Annotated in this window: 14 protein-coding genes and 1 pseudogene; 2 read left to right on the top strand and 13 right to left on the bottom strand. The window is 60.5% G+C overall.

Features of this window, described 5'->3' with window-relative positions; genetic code table 11:
• Positions 1-82: 82 nt before the first annotated feature.
• The gene (locus tag C4J92_RS12670) at positions 83-553 is read right to left on the bottom strand and encodes a hypothetical protein (RefSeq protein ID WP_057725140.1); all 471 of its coding nucleotides are present in this window, start codon (positions 551-553) and stop codon (positions 83-85) included.
• Positions 554-1,315: 762 nt separating this feature from the next.
• Here C4J92_RS12670 and C4J92_RS12660 point away from each other — a divergent pair.
• Together C4J92_RS12660 and C4J92_RS12655 are read left to right on the top strand one after the other, a co-directional pair.
• Complete coding sequence (locus tag C4J92_RS12660) at positions 1,316-1,546, top strand: hypothetical protein (RefSeq protein ID WP_124366909.1); 231 nt, start codon at positions 1,316-1,318, stop codon at positions 1,544-1,546.
• Between the two features lie 71 nt (positions 1,547-1,617).
• On the top strand, positions 1,618-1,860 hold the full coding sequence (locus C4J92_RS12655; RefSeq protein WP_124362708.1) for a DUF2789 domain-containing protein: 243 nt from the start codon (positions 1,618-1,620) through the stop codon (positions 1,858-1,860).
• A 96-nt stretch (positions 1,861-1,956) separates the two neighbouring features.
• Here C4J92_RS12655 and C4J92_RS12650 read toward each other — a convergent pair whose 3' ends face one another.
• From C4J92_RS12650 to iolE, 12 genes and pseudogenes are all read right to left on the bottom strand, one after another.
• Positions 1,957-3,189 (bottom strand): methyl-accepting chemotaxis protein, encoded by a 1,233-nt coding sequence (locus C4J92_RS12650; RefSeq protein ID WP_372238390.1) that lies wholly within the window; start codon positions 3,187-3,189, stop codon positions 1,957-1,959.
• Between the two features lie 544 nt (positions 3,190-3,733).
• Positions 3,734-4,138, bottom strand: coding sequence for a TraR/DksA C4-type zinc finger protein (locus tag C4J92_RS12645; protein ID WP_003191666.1), 405 nt, complete (start codon positions 4,136-4,138; stop codon positions 3,734-3,736).
• A gap of 420 nt (positions 4,139-4,558) precedes the next feature.
• Positions 4,559-5,581 (bottom strand): ABC transporter permease, encoded by a 1,023-nt coding sequence (locus C4J92_RS12640; protein WP_124362706.1) that lies wholly within the window; start codon positions 5,579-5,581, stop codon positions 4,559-4,561.
• 25 nt (positions 5,582-5,606) lie between these two features.
• On the bottom strand, positions 5,607-7,160 hold the full coding sequence (locus C4J92_RS12635; RefSeq protein WP_124404075.1) for a sugar ABC transporter ATP-binding protein: 1,554 nt from the start codon (positions 7,158-7,160) through the stop codon (positions 5,607-5,609).
• 65 nt (positions 7,161-7,225) lie between these two features.
• Positions 7,226-8,161, bottom strand: coding sequence for a sugar ABC transporter substrate-binding protein (locus tag C4J92_RS12630; protein WP_124404074.1), 936 nt, complete (start codon positions 8,159-8,161; stop codon positions 7,226-7,228).
• Positions 8,162-8,210: 49 nt separating this feature from the next.
• Positions 8,211-8,387 (bottom strand): hypothetical protein, encoded by a 177-nt coding sequence (locus C4J92_RS26980; RefSeq protein WP_163001556.1) that lies wholly within the window; start codon positions 8,385-8,387, stop codon positions 8,211-8,213.
• Positions 8,388-8,515: 128 nt separating this feature from the next.
• Complete coding sequence (locus tag C4J92_RS12625; RefSeq protein WP_124404073.1) at positions 8,516-9,544, bottom strand: Gfo/Idh/MocA family oxidoreductase; 1,029 nt, start codon at positions 9,542-9,544, stop codon at positions 8,516-8,518.
• Positions 9,545-9,682: 138 nt separating this feature from the next.
• The gene (locus C4J92_RS12620) at positions 9,683-10,693 is read right to left on the bottom strand and encodes a Gfo/Idh/MocA family protein (RefSeq protein WP_124404072.1); all 1,011 of its coding nucleotides are present in this window, start codon (positions 10,691-10,693) and stop codon (positions 9,683-9,685) included.
• Positions 10,694-10,712: 19 nt separating this feature from the next.
• Positions 10,713-12,644: a 3D-(3,5/4)-trihydroxycyclohexane-1,2-dione acylhydrolase (decyclizing) gene (gene iolD, locus C4J92_RS12615; protein WP_124404071.1), complete on the bottom strand. Its 1,932-nt coding sequence runs from the start codon at positions 12,642-12,644 to the stop codon at positions 10,713-10,715.
• Positions 12,645-12,654: 10 nt separating this feature from the next.
• Positions 12,655-13,470 carry a TIM barrel protein gene (locus C4J92_RS12610; protein WP_124404070.1) on the bottom strand — a complete coding sequence of 272 codons (816 nt, stop codon included), beginning with the start codon at positions 13,468-13,470 and terminating at the stop codon, positions 12,655-12,657.
• A 26-nt stretch (positions 13,471-13,496) separates the two neighbouring features.
• Positions 13,497-14,284 (bottom strand): annotated as a pseudogene (gene iolB / locus C4J92_RS12605) (5-deoxy-glucuronate isomerase).
• Between the two features lie 2 nt (positions 14,285-14,286).
• Entirely contained in the window at positions 14,287-15,174 is an 888-nt protein-coding gene (gene iolE / locus C4J92_RS12600; protein WP_124404069.1) for a myo-inosose-2 dehydratase, read from the bottom strand.
• Positions 15,175-15,199 lie beyond the last annotated feature (25 nt).

Here is a 15,199-nt window from a genome sequence, read left to right as displayed (position 1 = left end):
AAGCGCGAAGCCTCTGAATAGTTAAGTCAACTCAACTGTAGTAGAGGTTCCGGAAGATAAAAGAAGTTCGCCGTGGTGATATTTATTCGCTGGCCTTGAACGTCACCAGTTCGCCCTTGCGCCACTTGGCGGCTTTGCCTGTCACGGCCTTGAGGGTTTTGGTCAGGCCTTCCTGCAGCTGTTCGTGAGCAGCAAATACCAGCATGACGCTGTGGCCTTCCTTGAACACAATCCCCTCGCCCTCGGCCGATGACACAAACGCGTAGTCGCCCAGGCCATATACGGTCAACTTGATATCGCGGAATTTCAGTTCGAACTTGCCACCTTCGCGGCTGGGCAATACCGCCGCGCGAAAATGATCGCCGACCTTGAGTTCCAGGCGTGGCTTGTCGTCCACCACCAACGCCGCTTCGGTATCGATCTCAGCGATGTAGATACCTTCCGGTGTCTGCTCGGTGACGTAGACAAAACGAGATTGAAACTGCTTGACCAACTTTGCGCGCAAATCACCCAGCACGAATAACGCGTGCATATCCAGATTACTGACTGCCAAGGAAACGCCCCCACATCGAAATAGCACTGGCCGCTTGAGCGGGCAGCACAAAAAAACGGCCGTTACGGCACGATCACAGACTCGTTAAAAACCTGAAGAAAACCCATAAGACCCGTACAGATAAGCGCGGTGGCCCTTATGCGAGGTCATCCGGCAACACAGCAAATCACAGGTTCAACGACCCGAGAATACGGGTCGAACAACTTCAGAGAATAACCCGATTAAAAACGCAGTTTTCCGACACGCATCACAAAAGAAAACACCTGGGCATGGAACCAGGCACGGGCCGCCAACGACAATACTAAAACAGCAACACAAGTCAAACCACCCGAAACGTGGCGGCTATATCAACAAGGTCGATCGACAGGAGCTGAGCATGCTACGACGTCAACACGACGATACGTCCTTCCACTCGCATTCATCATGTCCAGGCGAACCGCAATACTACTGCTTACCTACGCCCGATGGGTACTCCCATTCCGTGCTTTATCGCGTTGTGCCGGCCGGAAGGAATTTTTACCATATCCAGGAAGTGACCAGCGGCAGGATAAAAGGCTTTCGCAGCGATCACACCAAGGCCTGTGCACTGGCCAAAGCCTTGGAAGCCAACTTGTATAGCCTGCACGGCACACTCGTTTCGTCACCTGGCTGACTTTACTGCACAGCGGCCCTTCAACAACTGCCATACTGACCCGTCCATTGGAGTTTGCCCCGTGCGGGTCAGGTTTCATCAGTGCAGTTACCTTGAAGAGAAGCCTATACGTGACGGAATTTGATATTGGCGAATTTTTTATCCATGGCGATGCCAGGGAAGTAGACGGTGAGTTCCAAGCGGTCATCATCATGCGGGCCAAACCGCCGTTGACCACAGTGACAACGCATCAGGTAGAGAAAGACCGCTGGTTCAAAACCGTCGACGCTGCGGCCATCGCAGCGAAAGAGGCCGCCAAGGAGCTGAAAGCCGCCGTGGATTCAGGCGCACTCAGTTCTTGATAATCCGATAGAACTCTGGCGTGCCATACCCCTCACATGCAGGACGATGATCAGCCCGCATGGAGAATGTTATGGACACCACCACCCCGACACTTGAAACCCTGTTCGAACAACTAGGCCTGGATTCCAGCCAGGAAGCCATCGAACGCTTCACCGCCGAACACCGTTTGCCGGATGACGTCAAACTCATCGACGCGCCGTTCTGGAGCGAGCAACAGGCGGCCTTCCTCAGGGAACAACTGCATATCGACGCCGAATGGGCGCCTGCGGTCGATGACCTCAACGCCCTGCTGCACGAGTCTCCCGCCGCTTGATGCAATGCAGGCTGCCTGATTGCTCCGGCGCATCAGCGCTTGCCAGGCAGCCTTGCATTCCTGCGCATCCTCACGGCTGGCGAACAACAGTAATCATTATCGCCCTGGCTTTGCACCTTGCGGCTTGTAGCCCAGGCGCAAACCACCCCAATGACGCCCCTGGACCATGATCGGCACCGACAAGTCGTGCATCAGCTCGCCGGTATCGCGCGTGTAAGTCTGCAGCAACATGGGCTGTTGATGGCTACCGCAGCGTATGCCGGTACGGTCGTCAAACTTGCGCTTGGTGCGGTTCTGCACTGCGTCCACTTGGTCATCCCCGGTCAAGGCGTGGGAAAACGCTTTGTTATGTGTCGGCACGTAGCCCTGTTGGGTGCAGGCGATGGCAAACACCAAGCCTTCATGACGTGGCAACAGCGCCTCTTGAATGGCGGGCAACACCTGGTCGGTGTAAGCGTCAAAACGGGTTTTATATTTGCTCGGACGGGTATTTGCAATCAGTGTGTAGTTGCGGTCAAACAGATCCTCGAGGCTGATCCGGCGGCTCAGCGCATCCGCCTCGAACTGATCGGCAATGCGCCTGGCGCCTTCGCGAGCCAAGTCGTAGATACGCTGGTGATAGTCATCCAGGCCGACTTGCGCCAGGCGCTCGCTGATGGTTTCCGCCTGCCCTTCCATTTGCACAGCGGCGTCGGCGAGCTGGCGGGTTTGCTGATCGCTTACCGCAAGGTCGCTGCGCATCTGCTCCACGGCGTGGAACAGGCTGTCGAGTTGCGTGCGATTGGTGTCGGTGCCCTGGGCGATTTCACTGACTTGGGTTTCCACATCCGCCGCCAGGCTGGCGATGCTCGCCAAGTGCTCGCCGGCATGTTCCACCTGTTCAACACCGGTGTGCAGGTCCGCCGACAGTTGGCGAATCTGCTCCACCACCTGGGCGGTACGCTGCTGGATATCAGCGACCATCACCCCAACTTCATCCGTGGCCGTGGCCGTACGGCCAGCGAGGCCGCGTACTTCATCGGCGACCACGGCAAAGCCACGCCCATGTTCACCGGCCCGCGCCGCCTCGATCGCCGCGTTCAGCGCCAGCAGGTTGGTCTGGCTGGCAATAGACTGGATCACCAGCGTCACACGCTGGATTTCCTCGCTGCGCTGGCTCAAGGCTTCGATCAGCTCGCGGCTGGCATCGGCACGCTGGCTGAGTTGATGCATGCGGGTGATGGACTGCACCAGCACTTCCCGGCCTTCGCTGCTGCGCTGATGGGCTTGGCTGGCCGCGCCCAAAGCCTGGCGGCTTAGCTGGGAAGTGACCTGTTCGGTGCTGATCATCACTTGCGCGCTGCTGACGATCTGTTGGGAGGCGCCCAGCTGCGACTGCAAACGCGCCGCCAGCTGCTTGACCGAATAGGCCACGCCCGCAGCGGAGAGTGCGTTATGGCTGGTGGTATAGGACAGATCGCGCGTCAGCTCGCCAATCGCATCGCTGGCCGCAGCGTGCGCCACCCCAGGTTTGGGACTTTTCAGGCGGGGTAGCCAGATCACCAGCAAGGCCAGCGGCAGGCACACATAAATCGGCAAGCGGGTAAACGCCAGGCCCAGCAGTAGCAGCACCAGGGCGGCGCTCTGCGCGAGCGGTGTGAGCCAGCCGGGCAGCACGCGCGCCACCGATTGCGGTGGCACTGCTGCGCCCGTCAGAGATCCGTCTCCAGCCATTGTCGTTACCCCGCTGCTTGTCGTTATTGTGTCTGCATTAAACGCCACTATCGGGCCATTATCCATGGGCCTTTAGTGCAAGTGCATGCAGTAGATCAATAACCAGGGCGTAACGAATAATTCTTTGGGGAGCCGAGCCTGCGGCCCCCCGTGCAGCACATCAGGCTTGACGCTGATGCTTGTCGATCTGCTCGTGGCGCTCTTGCGCTTCGATGCAGTATTTGGTGGTGGGGCTGATCAGCAGGCGCTTGAGGCCGATAGGCTCGCCGCTGTCATCACACCAGCCAAAGGAATCTTCCTTGATACGTTCCAGGGCACGCTCCAGTTGCGGCAACATGCGCTGGTCGCGATCGATGGCATTGACCAGCCAGGTGCGCTCTTCTTCCACGGAAGCAGCGTCAGCCGGGTCGGCAGGCGTGTCCAGGCTTTCAATGGCGATACGGTTCTGTTCAATGCGCTCGTGGTGTTCCACTTTCATGTCTTGCAGCAACTTCTCAAAAAAAGCGTGCTGTTCGGCATTCATGTAGTCATCCGCCGGCATGGCCAGCAACTTTTCCTTTGTCATTGATTTCTCTATAAAAAATACGTGCATTAAGGCGAATAAGGGAGCGTTCCGGCCGACCTCTGCAGGTCTCGGAAAGGCGCCATCCGTTCCAAGCGCCACCCGGCACTCAATTTACGAGGGGCGGCAGTCTAAGGCCGACTTGAAGGCGCAGCAACTGAAATGACAGGCATTTTTCCCGATCAACCCCCAAAAGCACCAGGACGGGCTTGGCGAACGGTCATCGGAGTGCGTTTATAGCAAGAAATTCAGTCCAGGTGAGCTATATAGAAGACAAACGGTTGAACAAGCTGGCGCATTACTCAATGTGGGAGGGGGCTTGCTCCCGATTGCGGAGTGTCAGTCGCCATCTGTTTGACTGAGCCACCGCCATCGGGGGCAAGCCCCCTCCCACATTTGACCGGTGCTGTCCTCAATATTGTCTCAGCGCTTGAGCTTGCGCTTGTTGCGGTATTGGTCGATCACTACCGCCACCACGATGATCAGCCCCTTGATGATGTCCTGGATATACGCATCCACCCCGACAAAGGTAAACCCACTGGCCATCACGCCGAGGATCAGCGCGCCGATCACGGTGCCGGTGATGCGCCCTACCCCGCCCGCCAGGCTGGTGCCGCCGATCACTGCCGCCGCGATTGCGTCCAGCTCATAGGACATGCCCATGCCGGCCTGGCCGGTCGCCGCACGGGCCGAGGCCACCACGCCTGCCAGGCCTGCCAGGAGGCCGGCGATGCTGTAGACGATGATCAGGTGCCGCTTGACGTTGATCCCCGAAGTACGCGCCGCCTGCATGTTGCCGCCAATGGCGTAGGTGTACTTGCCGTACTTGGTGTAGCGCAGGGCGATATGGAAAATCACCGCCACCACCAGGAAGATGATCACCGGCATCGCGCCATGGCCGATGGCCGTGTACGAATCCGAAAGCATGCTCACCGGCTGGCCTTCGGTGTAGTAACGCGCCAGTCCACGGGCCGAGACCATCATACCCAGGGTCGCAATGAACGGCGGAATACCGGTCACCGCGATAATACTGCCGTTGATCGCCCCCGCCAGCAGCCCCACGCCCAGGCCCATCGCCACCGGGATCCACACCGGCAAATCGGTCAGGGACGGAAACACTGCACGGGAAAAATCGGAAGTCTGCGCCAAACTGGCAGCGATCATCGCGGACAAGGCCAACACCGAGCCGGACGACAGGTCGATGCCGGTGGTGATGATCACCTGGGTCACGCCGATGGCCAGCAAGCCGATGATCGACACTTGCAGGATCATCAGCACCAGGCGCTGGGAGTTCATCAAAAAGCTCTGGTCGCGCACGATCCAGCCGAACAGTTCAAACACCAGGCCGATGCCGATCAGCACCAGGAAGATGCTCAATTCAGTGGGCATGCGTCGACGGTTCTTGACCGGTGCCATCGCGGGCTTGTTGTCTGTTATTGCGTTCATAGCCAATTACCTTCTTATTCTGGAGTCAGTGGACCACGGTCATACCGGAGGCCAATTGCATGACTTTTTCCTGGGTGGCCTCAGCCCGATCCAGGGTGCCCATCAGTTCGCCTTCGTGCATCACCATTACCCGGTCGCTCATGCCGAGCACTTCGGGCAGTTCCGAGGAAATCATGATCACCGCCATGCCCTCGCTGGCGAGGAAGGAGATCAGGCGGTAGATCTCGGCCTTGGCGCCCACATCGATGCCACGGGTCGGCTCATCGAGGATCAACAGTCGCGGGTTGGTCATCAGCCAGCGCGCCAGGAGCGCCTTCTGCTGGTTGCCGCCGGACAAGGTATCGATGCACTGTTCCAGCGAGGGGGTTTTCACTCGCAGCTTCTTGCACATGTCTTCGCACAAGGCGCGCAGGGCTTTCTGCTGGATGAAACCGTTGCCCGAATAGTGCGGCAACACCGCCATTTCCATGTTCTCCAGCACCGACAGGCACGGGAACAGGCCGCTGAGCTTGCGGTCCTCGGTCAACAGCGCAAAGCCCTTCTCGATGGCCATGTGCGGGTCGCTGATGCGCACCGGTTTGCCGTCGAGGGTGATCTGCCCGCTGCTGCTTGGGGTGATGCCGAAAATGGTTTCCGCCACGTTGGTGCGGCCCGAGCCCATCAACCCGGCGATGCCGAGGATTTCGCCGGCGTGCAGGTCAAACGAAACGTCCGTGAACACACCGTCCAGGCTCAGGTTGCGCACCGACAGCAATAAGTCGCCGATCGGCGTCTCGCGTACCGGGAACAACTGGCTCAGCTCACGGCCGACCATCATCGAGATCAGGCTGTCGCTGTTCATCGTGTCGGCACGCTGCAGGCCGATGTACTGGCCGTCGCGAAACACCGCCACTTCATCGGCGATGGCGAACACTTCGTTCATTTTATGCGTGATGTAGACGATGCCTTTGCCCTGGGACTTGAGGTCGGCAATGATCGAAAACAGATGGGCGACTTCCTTCTCGGTAATCGCCGAGGTCGGTTCATCCATGATCAGGATATCGGAGTCATAGGACACGGCCTTGGCGATCTCGACCATCTGCCGCTCGGCGATGCTCAGGTTGCCGACCTGTTCTTCCGGGTCGAGGTTGATGCGCAGCCGCGCCAGCAGCTCGGCGGTACAGCGGTGCATTTCGCGGTGGTTGACCATGTGCAGGCTGTTGAGCTGCTCACGGCCGATCCAGATATTCTCGGCGATGCTCATGTGCGGCATCAGGTTAAGTTCCTGGTGGATCATCGCAATCCCGGCCTTTTGGGCCGCCAGGGGGGTTTCAAACACAATCGGCTTGCCGCGCAGGCGAATTTCGCCGGCATCGGGCTGATAGATGCCGGCGATGATTTTCATCAGCGTCGACTTGCCCGCACCGTTCTCGCCCATCAGCGCGAGCACCGTGCCGGGGCGCACCCGCAACTGCACATCGTCCAGGGCCACGACGCCGGGAAAGCCTTTGCTGATGTTGAGAATTTCCAGCAGGTAGGGTTCGTCCTGCGCCAGCGGCTGGATACCCGGCGGCTGCGAGACAGTGGCATGAGCGAGCATAGGAAGGTACTCCATCTGCAGGGCGGCCGTGACCGCCCTGCCAGCTTAGGGTTGTGAGGTCAGGGCTACTTGAAGTCTTTGACGTTGTCCGGGGTGATGAGCTTGAACGGGATCACCACGTTCTGCTCCACCGGCTCGTTCCTGGCCATCTTGCGCGCCGCTTCCACCGAGCCGACGGCCTGGCCCTTGGCATCCTGGAACGCCGAGGCGGCCATCTCACCCTTGGTGATTGCGTTGAGGCCGTCCGGCGTGCCGTCGACCCCGGCGATCAACACGGTGCCGGGCTTGGTGCCTGCGGATTTGAGCGCCATGGCCGCGCCAATCGCCATCTCGTCGTTGTTGGCCAGTACGGCATTGAACTCACGGCCCTGGGTCAGCCAGTCGTTTACCAGGGTCATGCCCCTGTCGCGCAACCAGGTACCCGTCTGTTCCTGCTCGATCTTGATGCCCGGGTAGTTGGCCAGCACTTCCTTCACGCCCTTGGTGCGGTTGGTGGTGGAGTTGTTCGCCAGATCGCCGAGCAGGATCACGATCTTGCCCTTGCCGCCGAGTTTTTCGGCGATGTACTGCATTTGCAGCTTGCCGGCTTCAACGTCATCGGACGTCACCGCGACCACGTCCTTGGGCAAGTCTTTCTGGTCGGGGCGGCGGTTGACGAACACCAGCGGAATTTTCGCGGCGGTGGCGGCCTTGATGATGTTGGCTGTCGAGGCGGTGTCCACCGGGTTGACGATGATGGCGTCGACTTTCTGGCTGATAAAGTTCTCGACCTGGCTCAGTTGCTTGACCACATCGGCGCGGGCGTCTTCGAACTGCAGTTGCACGCCGTCGCCCTTGGGATAGGACTTGGCTTGCTTGTCCATGTCTTCGCGCAGGTAGGTGAGGAAGGTGTCATCGAAGGCGGACATGCTCACGCCCACCTTGATGTCGGCGGCCGTGGCGACGCCACTGGCGAGCAGCATCGACAGGGCCAGCGCGGTAAAACGGATCGGGGTCTTCATGAACGGTCTGTCTCCACTTTCTTGTTGGTTTTATGGACGTTGCGTTTTATCAGCGTTCAGCGGGCACCCGCACCACCGGCGCGCCTGGAATGCAGCAGACCAGCGCGCCCTGGTTTTCGACGCACAGCACATTGAGGAAGGAGAAGTAGAACGGCCGGGCGCGGGGCAGTGCGCGTGGCGTGTGGGCAGGGCGTAAAACTCGCAGTACAGCGTTGAAGATTTTCATCTGACGGTACCTGGTTGTTTTTGATCTTGTTTTTGTTGAGTCGCCGGGGTCGAGCCCAAGACGTACTTTATGCAACCTGGAAAAGACTTTATTGGAAAATAATTTCCATATCAACCTGTTTTAGAATTTTATTCTATTTTTGTTGAAACCACCTGCTGGCGCTCGGCGCTGAGGCGTGCGGCGTCCAATATACGGGTGGTTTCCAGCGCGTCATAGGCGTCCACGGGCAATGGGCCCTGGCCTTGCACCGCCGTTTGCAACTGCCGATAGAACTGGGTCCAGCAGCCCTTTTCAGAGGGCACCCGTTCACGCTCCGGCCCCTGTTCGAACCAGCCCCAGCGTCGATGCTCTTCCGCGCCCCAGTGCTCGCCTTCGGTTTTCGGCGACTTGCCGGCCATCAGTGCTTCTTCCTGGCCATCCAGCCCGTCCACGGTGTAACAACCCAAGGTGCCGCTGACGCGAAAACGTGGGGCCTGGCAGTTCTGCAAGGCATTGCCCCACAAATGGGAGACCACCCCGTTGGCGTGGGTCAGGGACACGAAGAAGCCGTGATCGACGTTGGGGTGCTCAGGGGTGAATTGCAATTGCGCGAATACCTTGTCCACCGGGCCGAACAATTGCAGGGCCTGATCCACCAAATGGCTGCCGAGGTCGCGCAACCAGCCGCCGCCGCTGGCATTGCCCACTGCCTGCGGGCTGTAGCGTTCGACACGGGACTCAAAACGGGTGATCTCACCCAAGGCACCGGCATCGATGAGTTTGCGCAGGGTCAGGTAATCCGAATCCCAACGTCGGTTCTGATAGACGCTGAGCAGCGTGCCTTGGCGTTCAGCGGCGGTGATCAAGGCCTGGGCCTGCTCGGCGTTGGCGGCGAAGGGCTTGTCGCTGACCACCGCCACGCCGTGTTCGATGGCTTCCAGCACCAGCGCCGGGCGGCCCTTGAGGGTGGTGGAGATGACCAGGGCATCGACGCCGGCTTCGACGATCTGGCCGATGCTGTCGAAGGCCTTTACCCCTGGCAGATCGGTATTCAGTTGCTGACGCCGCTCGGGTGAACGGGTCACCACCCCCACAAACGTGGCGCCCGGCAATGTTGCAATCAGTGGCGCATGAAAAAAGCGCCCTCCATGGCCATAGCCGACCAGTCCGATTCGCATGAAGTCACTCCTTACTGGAAGTGGAAACTGAATCAAATGTGGGAGGGGGCTTGCTCCCGATGGCAGTGGATCAGTCACCTGATTTGCCAACTGACACACCGCAATCGGGAGCAAGCCCCCTCCCACATTGACCGAGTGTTAGCCGTAGAAATGCGGGCGATCCGGCAGGCTAACCTGCACAATCTGCCCACTGCCCTGCGCTTCGATACACGCATCCGCCGCCACCGCTGCCGCATAGCCATCCCACGCCGACGGCCCGCCCACTTGCCCGGCCCGCACGCTGTCAATGAACGCCTGCAATTCCACGTCATAAGCGCCAATGAAGCGATCCTTCCAATCCATCAGAATCGCATTCGACAGCTTGGCCTCGCTGCGCAGTTGCACCTGGGAAGGCTCGGGCAATTTGGCGATGCCGCTCTCCCCCACCACTTCGCACTGAATGTCGTAGCCGTATTGGCAGTTGACGAACACTTCGACGTCGATGCGCGTGCCCTTGGCGGTCTCCAGCAGCACGATCTGCGGGTCGCGCAGATGGGCCAGGGCTTTGCTGGTCTTGCGCGGGAACACGACCTGCACCGAGACGTAGTCGTCGTTGAGCAGCCAACGCAGTACATCCAGTTCGTGAATCAGGGTGTCGGTAATCGCCATGTCGGTGTTGTAGTTTTCGCCCACCGTCGGGTTGCGATGCGCGCAGTGCAGCATCAGCGGCTCGCCGATCTGGCCGCTGTCGATCACGGCCTTCAAGGCGCGATAACCTTCGTCGTACGGGCGCATGAACCCGACTTGCACCAGGCGTTTGCCGTGGGCGACTTCGGCTTCGACGATTTTGCGGCAGCCTTCAGCGGTGACGGCCAGGGGCTTCTCGCAAAACACCGGTTTACCCGCAGCGATGGCGGCGAGCACGAACTCCTCGTGGCTCGGCCCCCACGAGGTCACGAGCACGGCTTGCACCTGCGGCGAGTTGATCAGCGCGTGGCCGTCCGGGTACACCTCGGCGTCCAGCTTCAACTCGGCGACCACCTTGGCCGCCTGTTCCAGGTTGATATCGGTGACTGCCACCACCTGGCTGTTGAGCAGGGTCTGGCTGCAACGACGAATATGGTCACGGCCGATGGCACCGGTACCGATCACTCCAAGCTTCAACGACATACAAACACTCCTCTTGTTATTAGTACTGCCGGGCCTTGGCCAGGTGTTCATTGAGTTTTTTCGCGGCGGCGTTGGTGCGTTCGCTGGTGGACACCTGCGCCACGCCCACCCGCCACCACGACAGGTAGCCGTGCACCATGGTCTTGGGCAGCACCTTGATATCGATCAGGGTCGACACGGTTTGAGTACGCGCATCGGCCAGAGCCCCTTCAAGCTGTTCCACGCTGCTGACCTTGTAGGTCTTGCAGCCGTAAGCCGCCGCGCTCATGGCGAAATCCACCGGTACCAGGCCGCCGTCGAGCTTGCCGCTCTCGGGGTTGCGATAGCGGAACTCGGTGCCGAAGCTGTCCATGCCGTTGCCGATCTGCAGGTTGTTGATGCAACCGAAGGCCATGTTGTCGAGCAGCACCACGTTGATCTTGCGGCGCTCCTGGATCGAGGTGGCCAGCTCCGAATGCAGCATCATGTAGGAGCCATCGCCGACCAGCGCGTACACCTCTTTGCCCGGCTCGGCCAGCTTTACACCTAGGGCGGCGTTGATCTCGTAGCCCATGCACGAATAGCCGTACTCGACGTGGTAGGTATTAACGCCCTTGCTGCGCCAGGCGCGCTGCAGGTCGCCGGGCAGGCTGCCGGCGGCGGCGACGATGATTGCGTCATCGGCGAGCGTCGCATTGAGCACGCCGAGCACACGGCTTTGGGTCAGGCATGAGCCGGTCAGCTCGATGAATTCGCGCAGTACGGCGCGGTCCAGGTGGTCGTCGACTTCCGGCACGAAGTCATCACCGTGGTATTCGACCTGATGCACGCGGTCGACCTCGGCATCCAACTGCGCCTTGGCGTCAGCAATCTGCTCGCCCCAGCCGGAACGGTAATCACCGAGGGCATCGGCCAACGCTTCGAGGGCAACCTTGGCGTCGGCCAGCACTTGCACGCCGTCGAGTTTCAACGCATCGCCGGGGCAGATATTGAGGTTGAGAAACTTCACCTCGGCGTGCTTGAACAGTGATTTGGACGACGTAGTGAAGTCGGTATAACGCGTGCCGATGCCGATGATCAGATCCGCCTCGGGTGCCAGCAGGTTGGCCGCCAGGCAGCCGGTCTCACCAATGCCGCCAACGTTCAGCGGGTGGCTGGACACCACCGCGCTCTTGCCCGCCTGGGTTTCGGCGAAGGGAATCTCGAAGCGCTCGGCAAAGGCCTGCAACGCGGCATTCGCGCCGGAGTATTTGACCCCGCCACCGCAGATGATCAATGGTTTGCGCTTGCCGCTGAAGGCCGCCAGCGCATCGCCAAGCATTGCGGCGGTGGCTGGGCGACGTTCGATACGGTGCACGCGCTTTTGCAGGAAATAGTCGGGATAGTCCCAGGCTTCACCCTGCACGTCCTGAGGCAGCGCCAGGGTCACCGCGCCGGTGTCGGCGGGATCGGTGAGCACGCGCATGGCCTGGATCGCCGCCGTCATCAACTGCTCGGGGCGGTTGATACGGTCCCAGTATTTACTCACGCAGCGGAACGCATCGTTGGTACTGATGCTCAAGTCGTGGAACTGTTCGACCTGTTGCAGCACCGGGTCCGGTTGACGGCTGGCGTAGACATCGCCCGGCAACAGCAGCAACGGAATACGGTTGGCGGTCGCGGTCGCCGCAGCGGTGAGCATATTTGCCGCGCCGGGCCCGACCGATGCGGTACACGCGTAGATCTTGCGCCGCAGGTGCTGCTTGGCGAAACCGATGGCAGCGTGGGCCATGCCCTGCTCGTTACGGCCCTGATGCACCACCAGGTCGCCGCTGTCCTGCTCCAGCGCCTGGCCCAGGCCCAGCACATTGCCGTGGCCGAATATCGTGAACACCCCGGCGACGAACTTGCTCTGCACGCCATCGACTTCGATGTATTGGTTATCCAGGAACTTCACCAGGGCCTGGGCCATGGTCAGTCGGGTTGTGGTCATGTCGCGCCCCTTAACGTTTTTGCAGGTGGGCGATGCTTGCCCCCAAGGCCTGCTGGATATCCGCCAGTTCATGCACACTTGTGGCAAACGGCTCGAACGACAGGTAGCCGCTGTAGCCAGTGCTGAGCAAAGTGTCGATCTGCGCGGCGTTACCGAGGATGTCGCCCTCGCCCACCAGTACGCGGTGGCCGTCGCGGATCGAATTGAGCGGCGCCTCGGCATCTTCCACGCCGGAGATGTGCACCAGCCCGGTCAGCTCAGGGAAGAACTCGTGCTCGCCGGCCAAGTGATGATGGAAGGTGTCGTGCACCAGGCGGAACACATCCAGGCCGCCGATGGACTGGATCGCGTCCACCGCTACGCACTTGCGGCGCATGGCGCATTCTTCGAAGCCCAGCGGTTCGATAAAACCGAGAATCCCGTGCTCGCGCAGGATCGGCGCCAACTCGCTTAACGCCGTGCGCAAACCGGCGGCGCGCTGGGCTTCGTTGCGGGTGTCGCCCGGCTCGTTGAACGGGCACATCACCAGGCCTTGCGCGCCACATTCCCGGGCATAGGTGGCCAGCTCGATCGCCTGGGCACGGCGCTGGTCATTCCACACATCAAAGGGGTACAGCGCGTTGATCGACAGCACCGTGATGCCCTGGGCTGCGCACAATTGGCGCACGCGGCTGGCCGGGGCGCCGTATTCGATCTGGCGGTCCTTGAGGTCATTGCGGATCTCGATGGCATCGCACTTCAAGGCCACGGCCAACTGGATGAACTCCGGCAGGGACAGGTTGGGCGCGACCATGCGGTTAAGGGCAAAACGTAACGGCGACTTCATTGTTGTTGTTCTCCGTGCAAAACCGTTCAGAGGTCCAGCAGCCAACTGTGCTGCGGGTCGTTATGGAAGTGCCAGGCACGCTTGGGGCCGGCCATGACGTTCAGGTAATACGACTCGTAGCCGTACGGCACGCTGACCGGGTGATAGCCCTTGGGCACCACTACCAGGTCACTGTTTTCCACGGCCATGGCCTGGTCGATACTGCGATCGTCGGTGTACACCCGCTGGAACACGAAGCCCTGGGGCGGGTTGACCTGGTGGTAGTAGGTTTCTTCCAGGAAGCTCTGGTGCGGCAGGTCATCGGTGTCGTGCTTGTGCGGCGGGTAGCTCGACGAATGCCCGGACGGCGTGCGCACTTCCACCACCAGCAGCGAATGCGCCGGCTCGCTGTCGGGCAGGATGTCGCACACGTAGCGGGTGTTGGCGCCCTTGCCACGCACGCTGCGCTTGCACTGCTCCGGGCGGATCAGGCGCGGTGTGTAACCGCTCGCACCGGGCGCGGCGCAGACAGCGATCTGCACGTCACTCAAGGCGCTGACCTGGGCCTGGGTGCCCGGCGGCAAGTAGGCGGCGAACGGGGATTTGTCCTCGAACACCGATTGACGGTCCCCAGGTTCTGCCAGTCGAAGCCCTCGCCTTCGATATTCACCCGGCCGCTGAGCAGCACCAGGCACAGCTCCTTATCACCCGCGCTGACCGGCAGGGTTTCGCCCAGGCTCAGGCGATAGGCGCTAAAACCCACATACTCCAAGCGCCCGGCTTCCAGGGCGACCATGGTCTGCCCACGTTTATTGCTCTTGACCAGCAAGCTCATGGTTAAGTCCTCTCGTTGAGCAGCGCACGCAAGGTGTCATAGCCCTTTTTTGCATAGATGTAGCTGGGCGCCACGGCCGGGTCCTGCTCGGCCTCGACCACCAGCCAGCCCGCGTAGTTGGCGGCCAACAGCACATCGAGCAATTCGGCAAAGTCGATATCGCCGTCGCCGGGCACGGTGAAGGTGCCGTTGACGATGCAGTCGGGAAAGCTCCACATCTGGTTGCGCGCCAGTTGCACCACCGGTTTGCGCACGTCCTTGAAATGCACATGGCAGATGCGCGCGATATGTTTGCGCAGCACCTCAAGGGGTTCGCCGCCACCCATGTAGCAGTGGCCCGAGTCGAACAGCAGGCCGACTTCCGGGCCGGTGCGTGCCATCAACTGATCGATATCCTCGGGGGATTCGACATAGGCGCCCATATGGTGGTGGTAGGCCAGGCGCACGCCCTGGGACAGGGTGAACCGCGCCAGTTCGGTGAGCTTATCGGCGTAATCCTGCCACGCCTGTTCACTGTGAAAGCGTGGGCGTTCGATCAGGCGGATGCGCGAACCCTGGATCGAATCGGCGACTTCGCCGTAGACCAATACGCTCGCGCCGTTCTGTTTGAGCAACTCGACGTGGCCGGCGATGGCCTCGATTTCTTCAGCCACCGAACGCCGCGCCAGGCGGCTGGAATACCAGCCGGACACCAGCGCCAGATCGTAGGGGCGCAGTACGTCGCCGACACCTTTGGCGTCCTTGGGGAATTTGCCGTTGAGTTCAAAACCTTCGTAGCCGATTTCCTTGCCTTCGCTCAAGGCGGTGCTCAGCGGCGTTTCACCGCCGAGGGCCGGCAGGTCGTCGTTGCTCCAGGAGATCGGGTTGATGCCAATTCGGATTGCGGGCATGGCTGCACCTTATTGTTTTTCAAAG

Origin of the sequence: Pseudomonas sp. R3-18-08 (genome assembly GCF_003852065.1) — a bacterium.
Lineage (GTDB): Bacteria > Pseudomonadota > Gammaproteobacteria > Pseudomonadales > Pseudomonadaceae > Aquipseudomonas.
The sequence above is the reverse complement of the archived record's forward strand: the minus strand, read 5'-3'. Positions and strand labels throughout refer to the sequence as shown.

Bases quoted from the DNA above. Each gene is read 5' to 3' on its own strand.
- C4J92_RS12655 (WP_124362708.1), top strand. From the start codon at position 1,618: ATGGACACCACCACCCCGACACTTGAAACCCTGTTCGAACAACTAGGC.
- C4J92_RS12650 (WP_372238390.1), bottom strand. From the start codon at position 3,189: ATGATCAGCACCGAACAGGTCACTTCCCAGCTAAGCCGCCAGGCTTTG.
- C4J92_RS12645 (WP_003191666.1), bottom strand. From the start codon at position 4,138: ATGACAAAGGAAAAGTTGCTGGCCATGCCGGCGGATGACTACATGAAT.
- C4J92_RS12640 (WP_124362706.1), bottom strand. From the start codon at position 5,581: ATGAACGCAATAACAGACAACAAGCCCGCGATGGCACCGGTCAAGAAC.
- C4J92_RS12635 (WP_124404075.1), bottom strand. From the start codon at position 7,160: ATGCTCGCTCATGCCACTGTCTCGCAGCCGCCGGGTATCCAGCCGCTG.
- C4J92_RS12630 (WP_124404074.1), bottom strand. From the start codon at position 8,161: ATGAAGACCCCGATCCGTTTTACCGCGCTGGCCCTGTCGATGCTGCTC.
- C4J92_RS26980 (WP_163001556.1), bottom strand. From the start codon at position 8,387: ATGAAAATCTTCAACGCTGTACTGCGAGTTTTACGCCCTGCCCACACG.
- C4J92_RS12625 (WP_124404073.1), bottom strand. From the start codon at position 9,544: ATGCGAATCGGACTGGTCGGCTATGGCCATGGAGGGCGCTTTTTTCAT.
- C4J92_RS12620 (WP_124404072.1), bottom strand. From the start codon at position 10,693: ATGTCGTTGAAGCTTGGAGTGATCGGTACCGGTGCCATCGGCCGTGAC.
- iolD (WP_124404071.1), bottom strand. From the start codon at position 12,644: ATGACCACAACCCGACTGACCATGGCCCAGGCCCTGGTGAAGTTCCTG.
- C4J92_RS12610 (WP_124404070.1), bottom strand. From the start codon at position 13,470: ATGAAGTCGCCGTTACGTTTTGCCCTTAACCGCATGGTCGCGCCCAAC.
- iolE (WP_124404069.1), bottom strand. From the start codon at position 15,174: ATGCCCGCAATCCGAATTGGCATCAACCCGATCTCCTGGAGCAACGAC.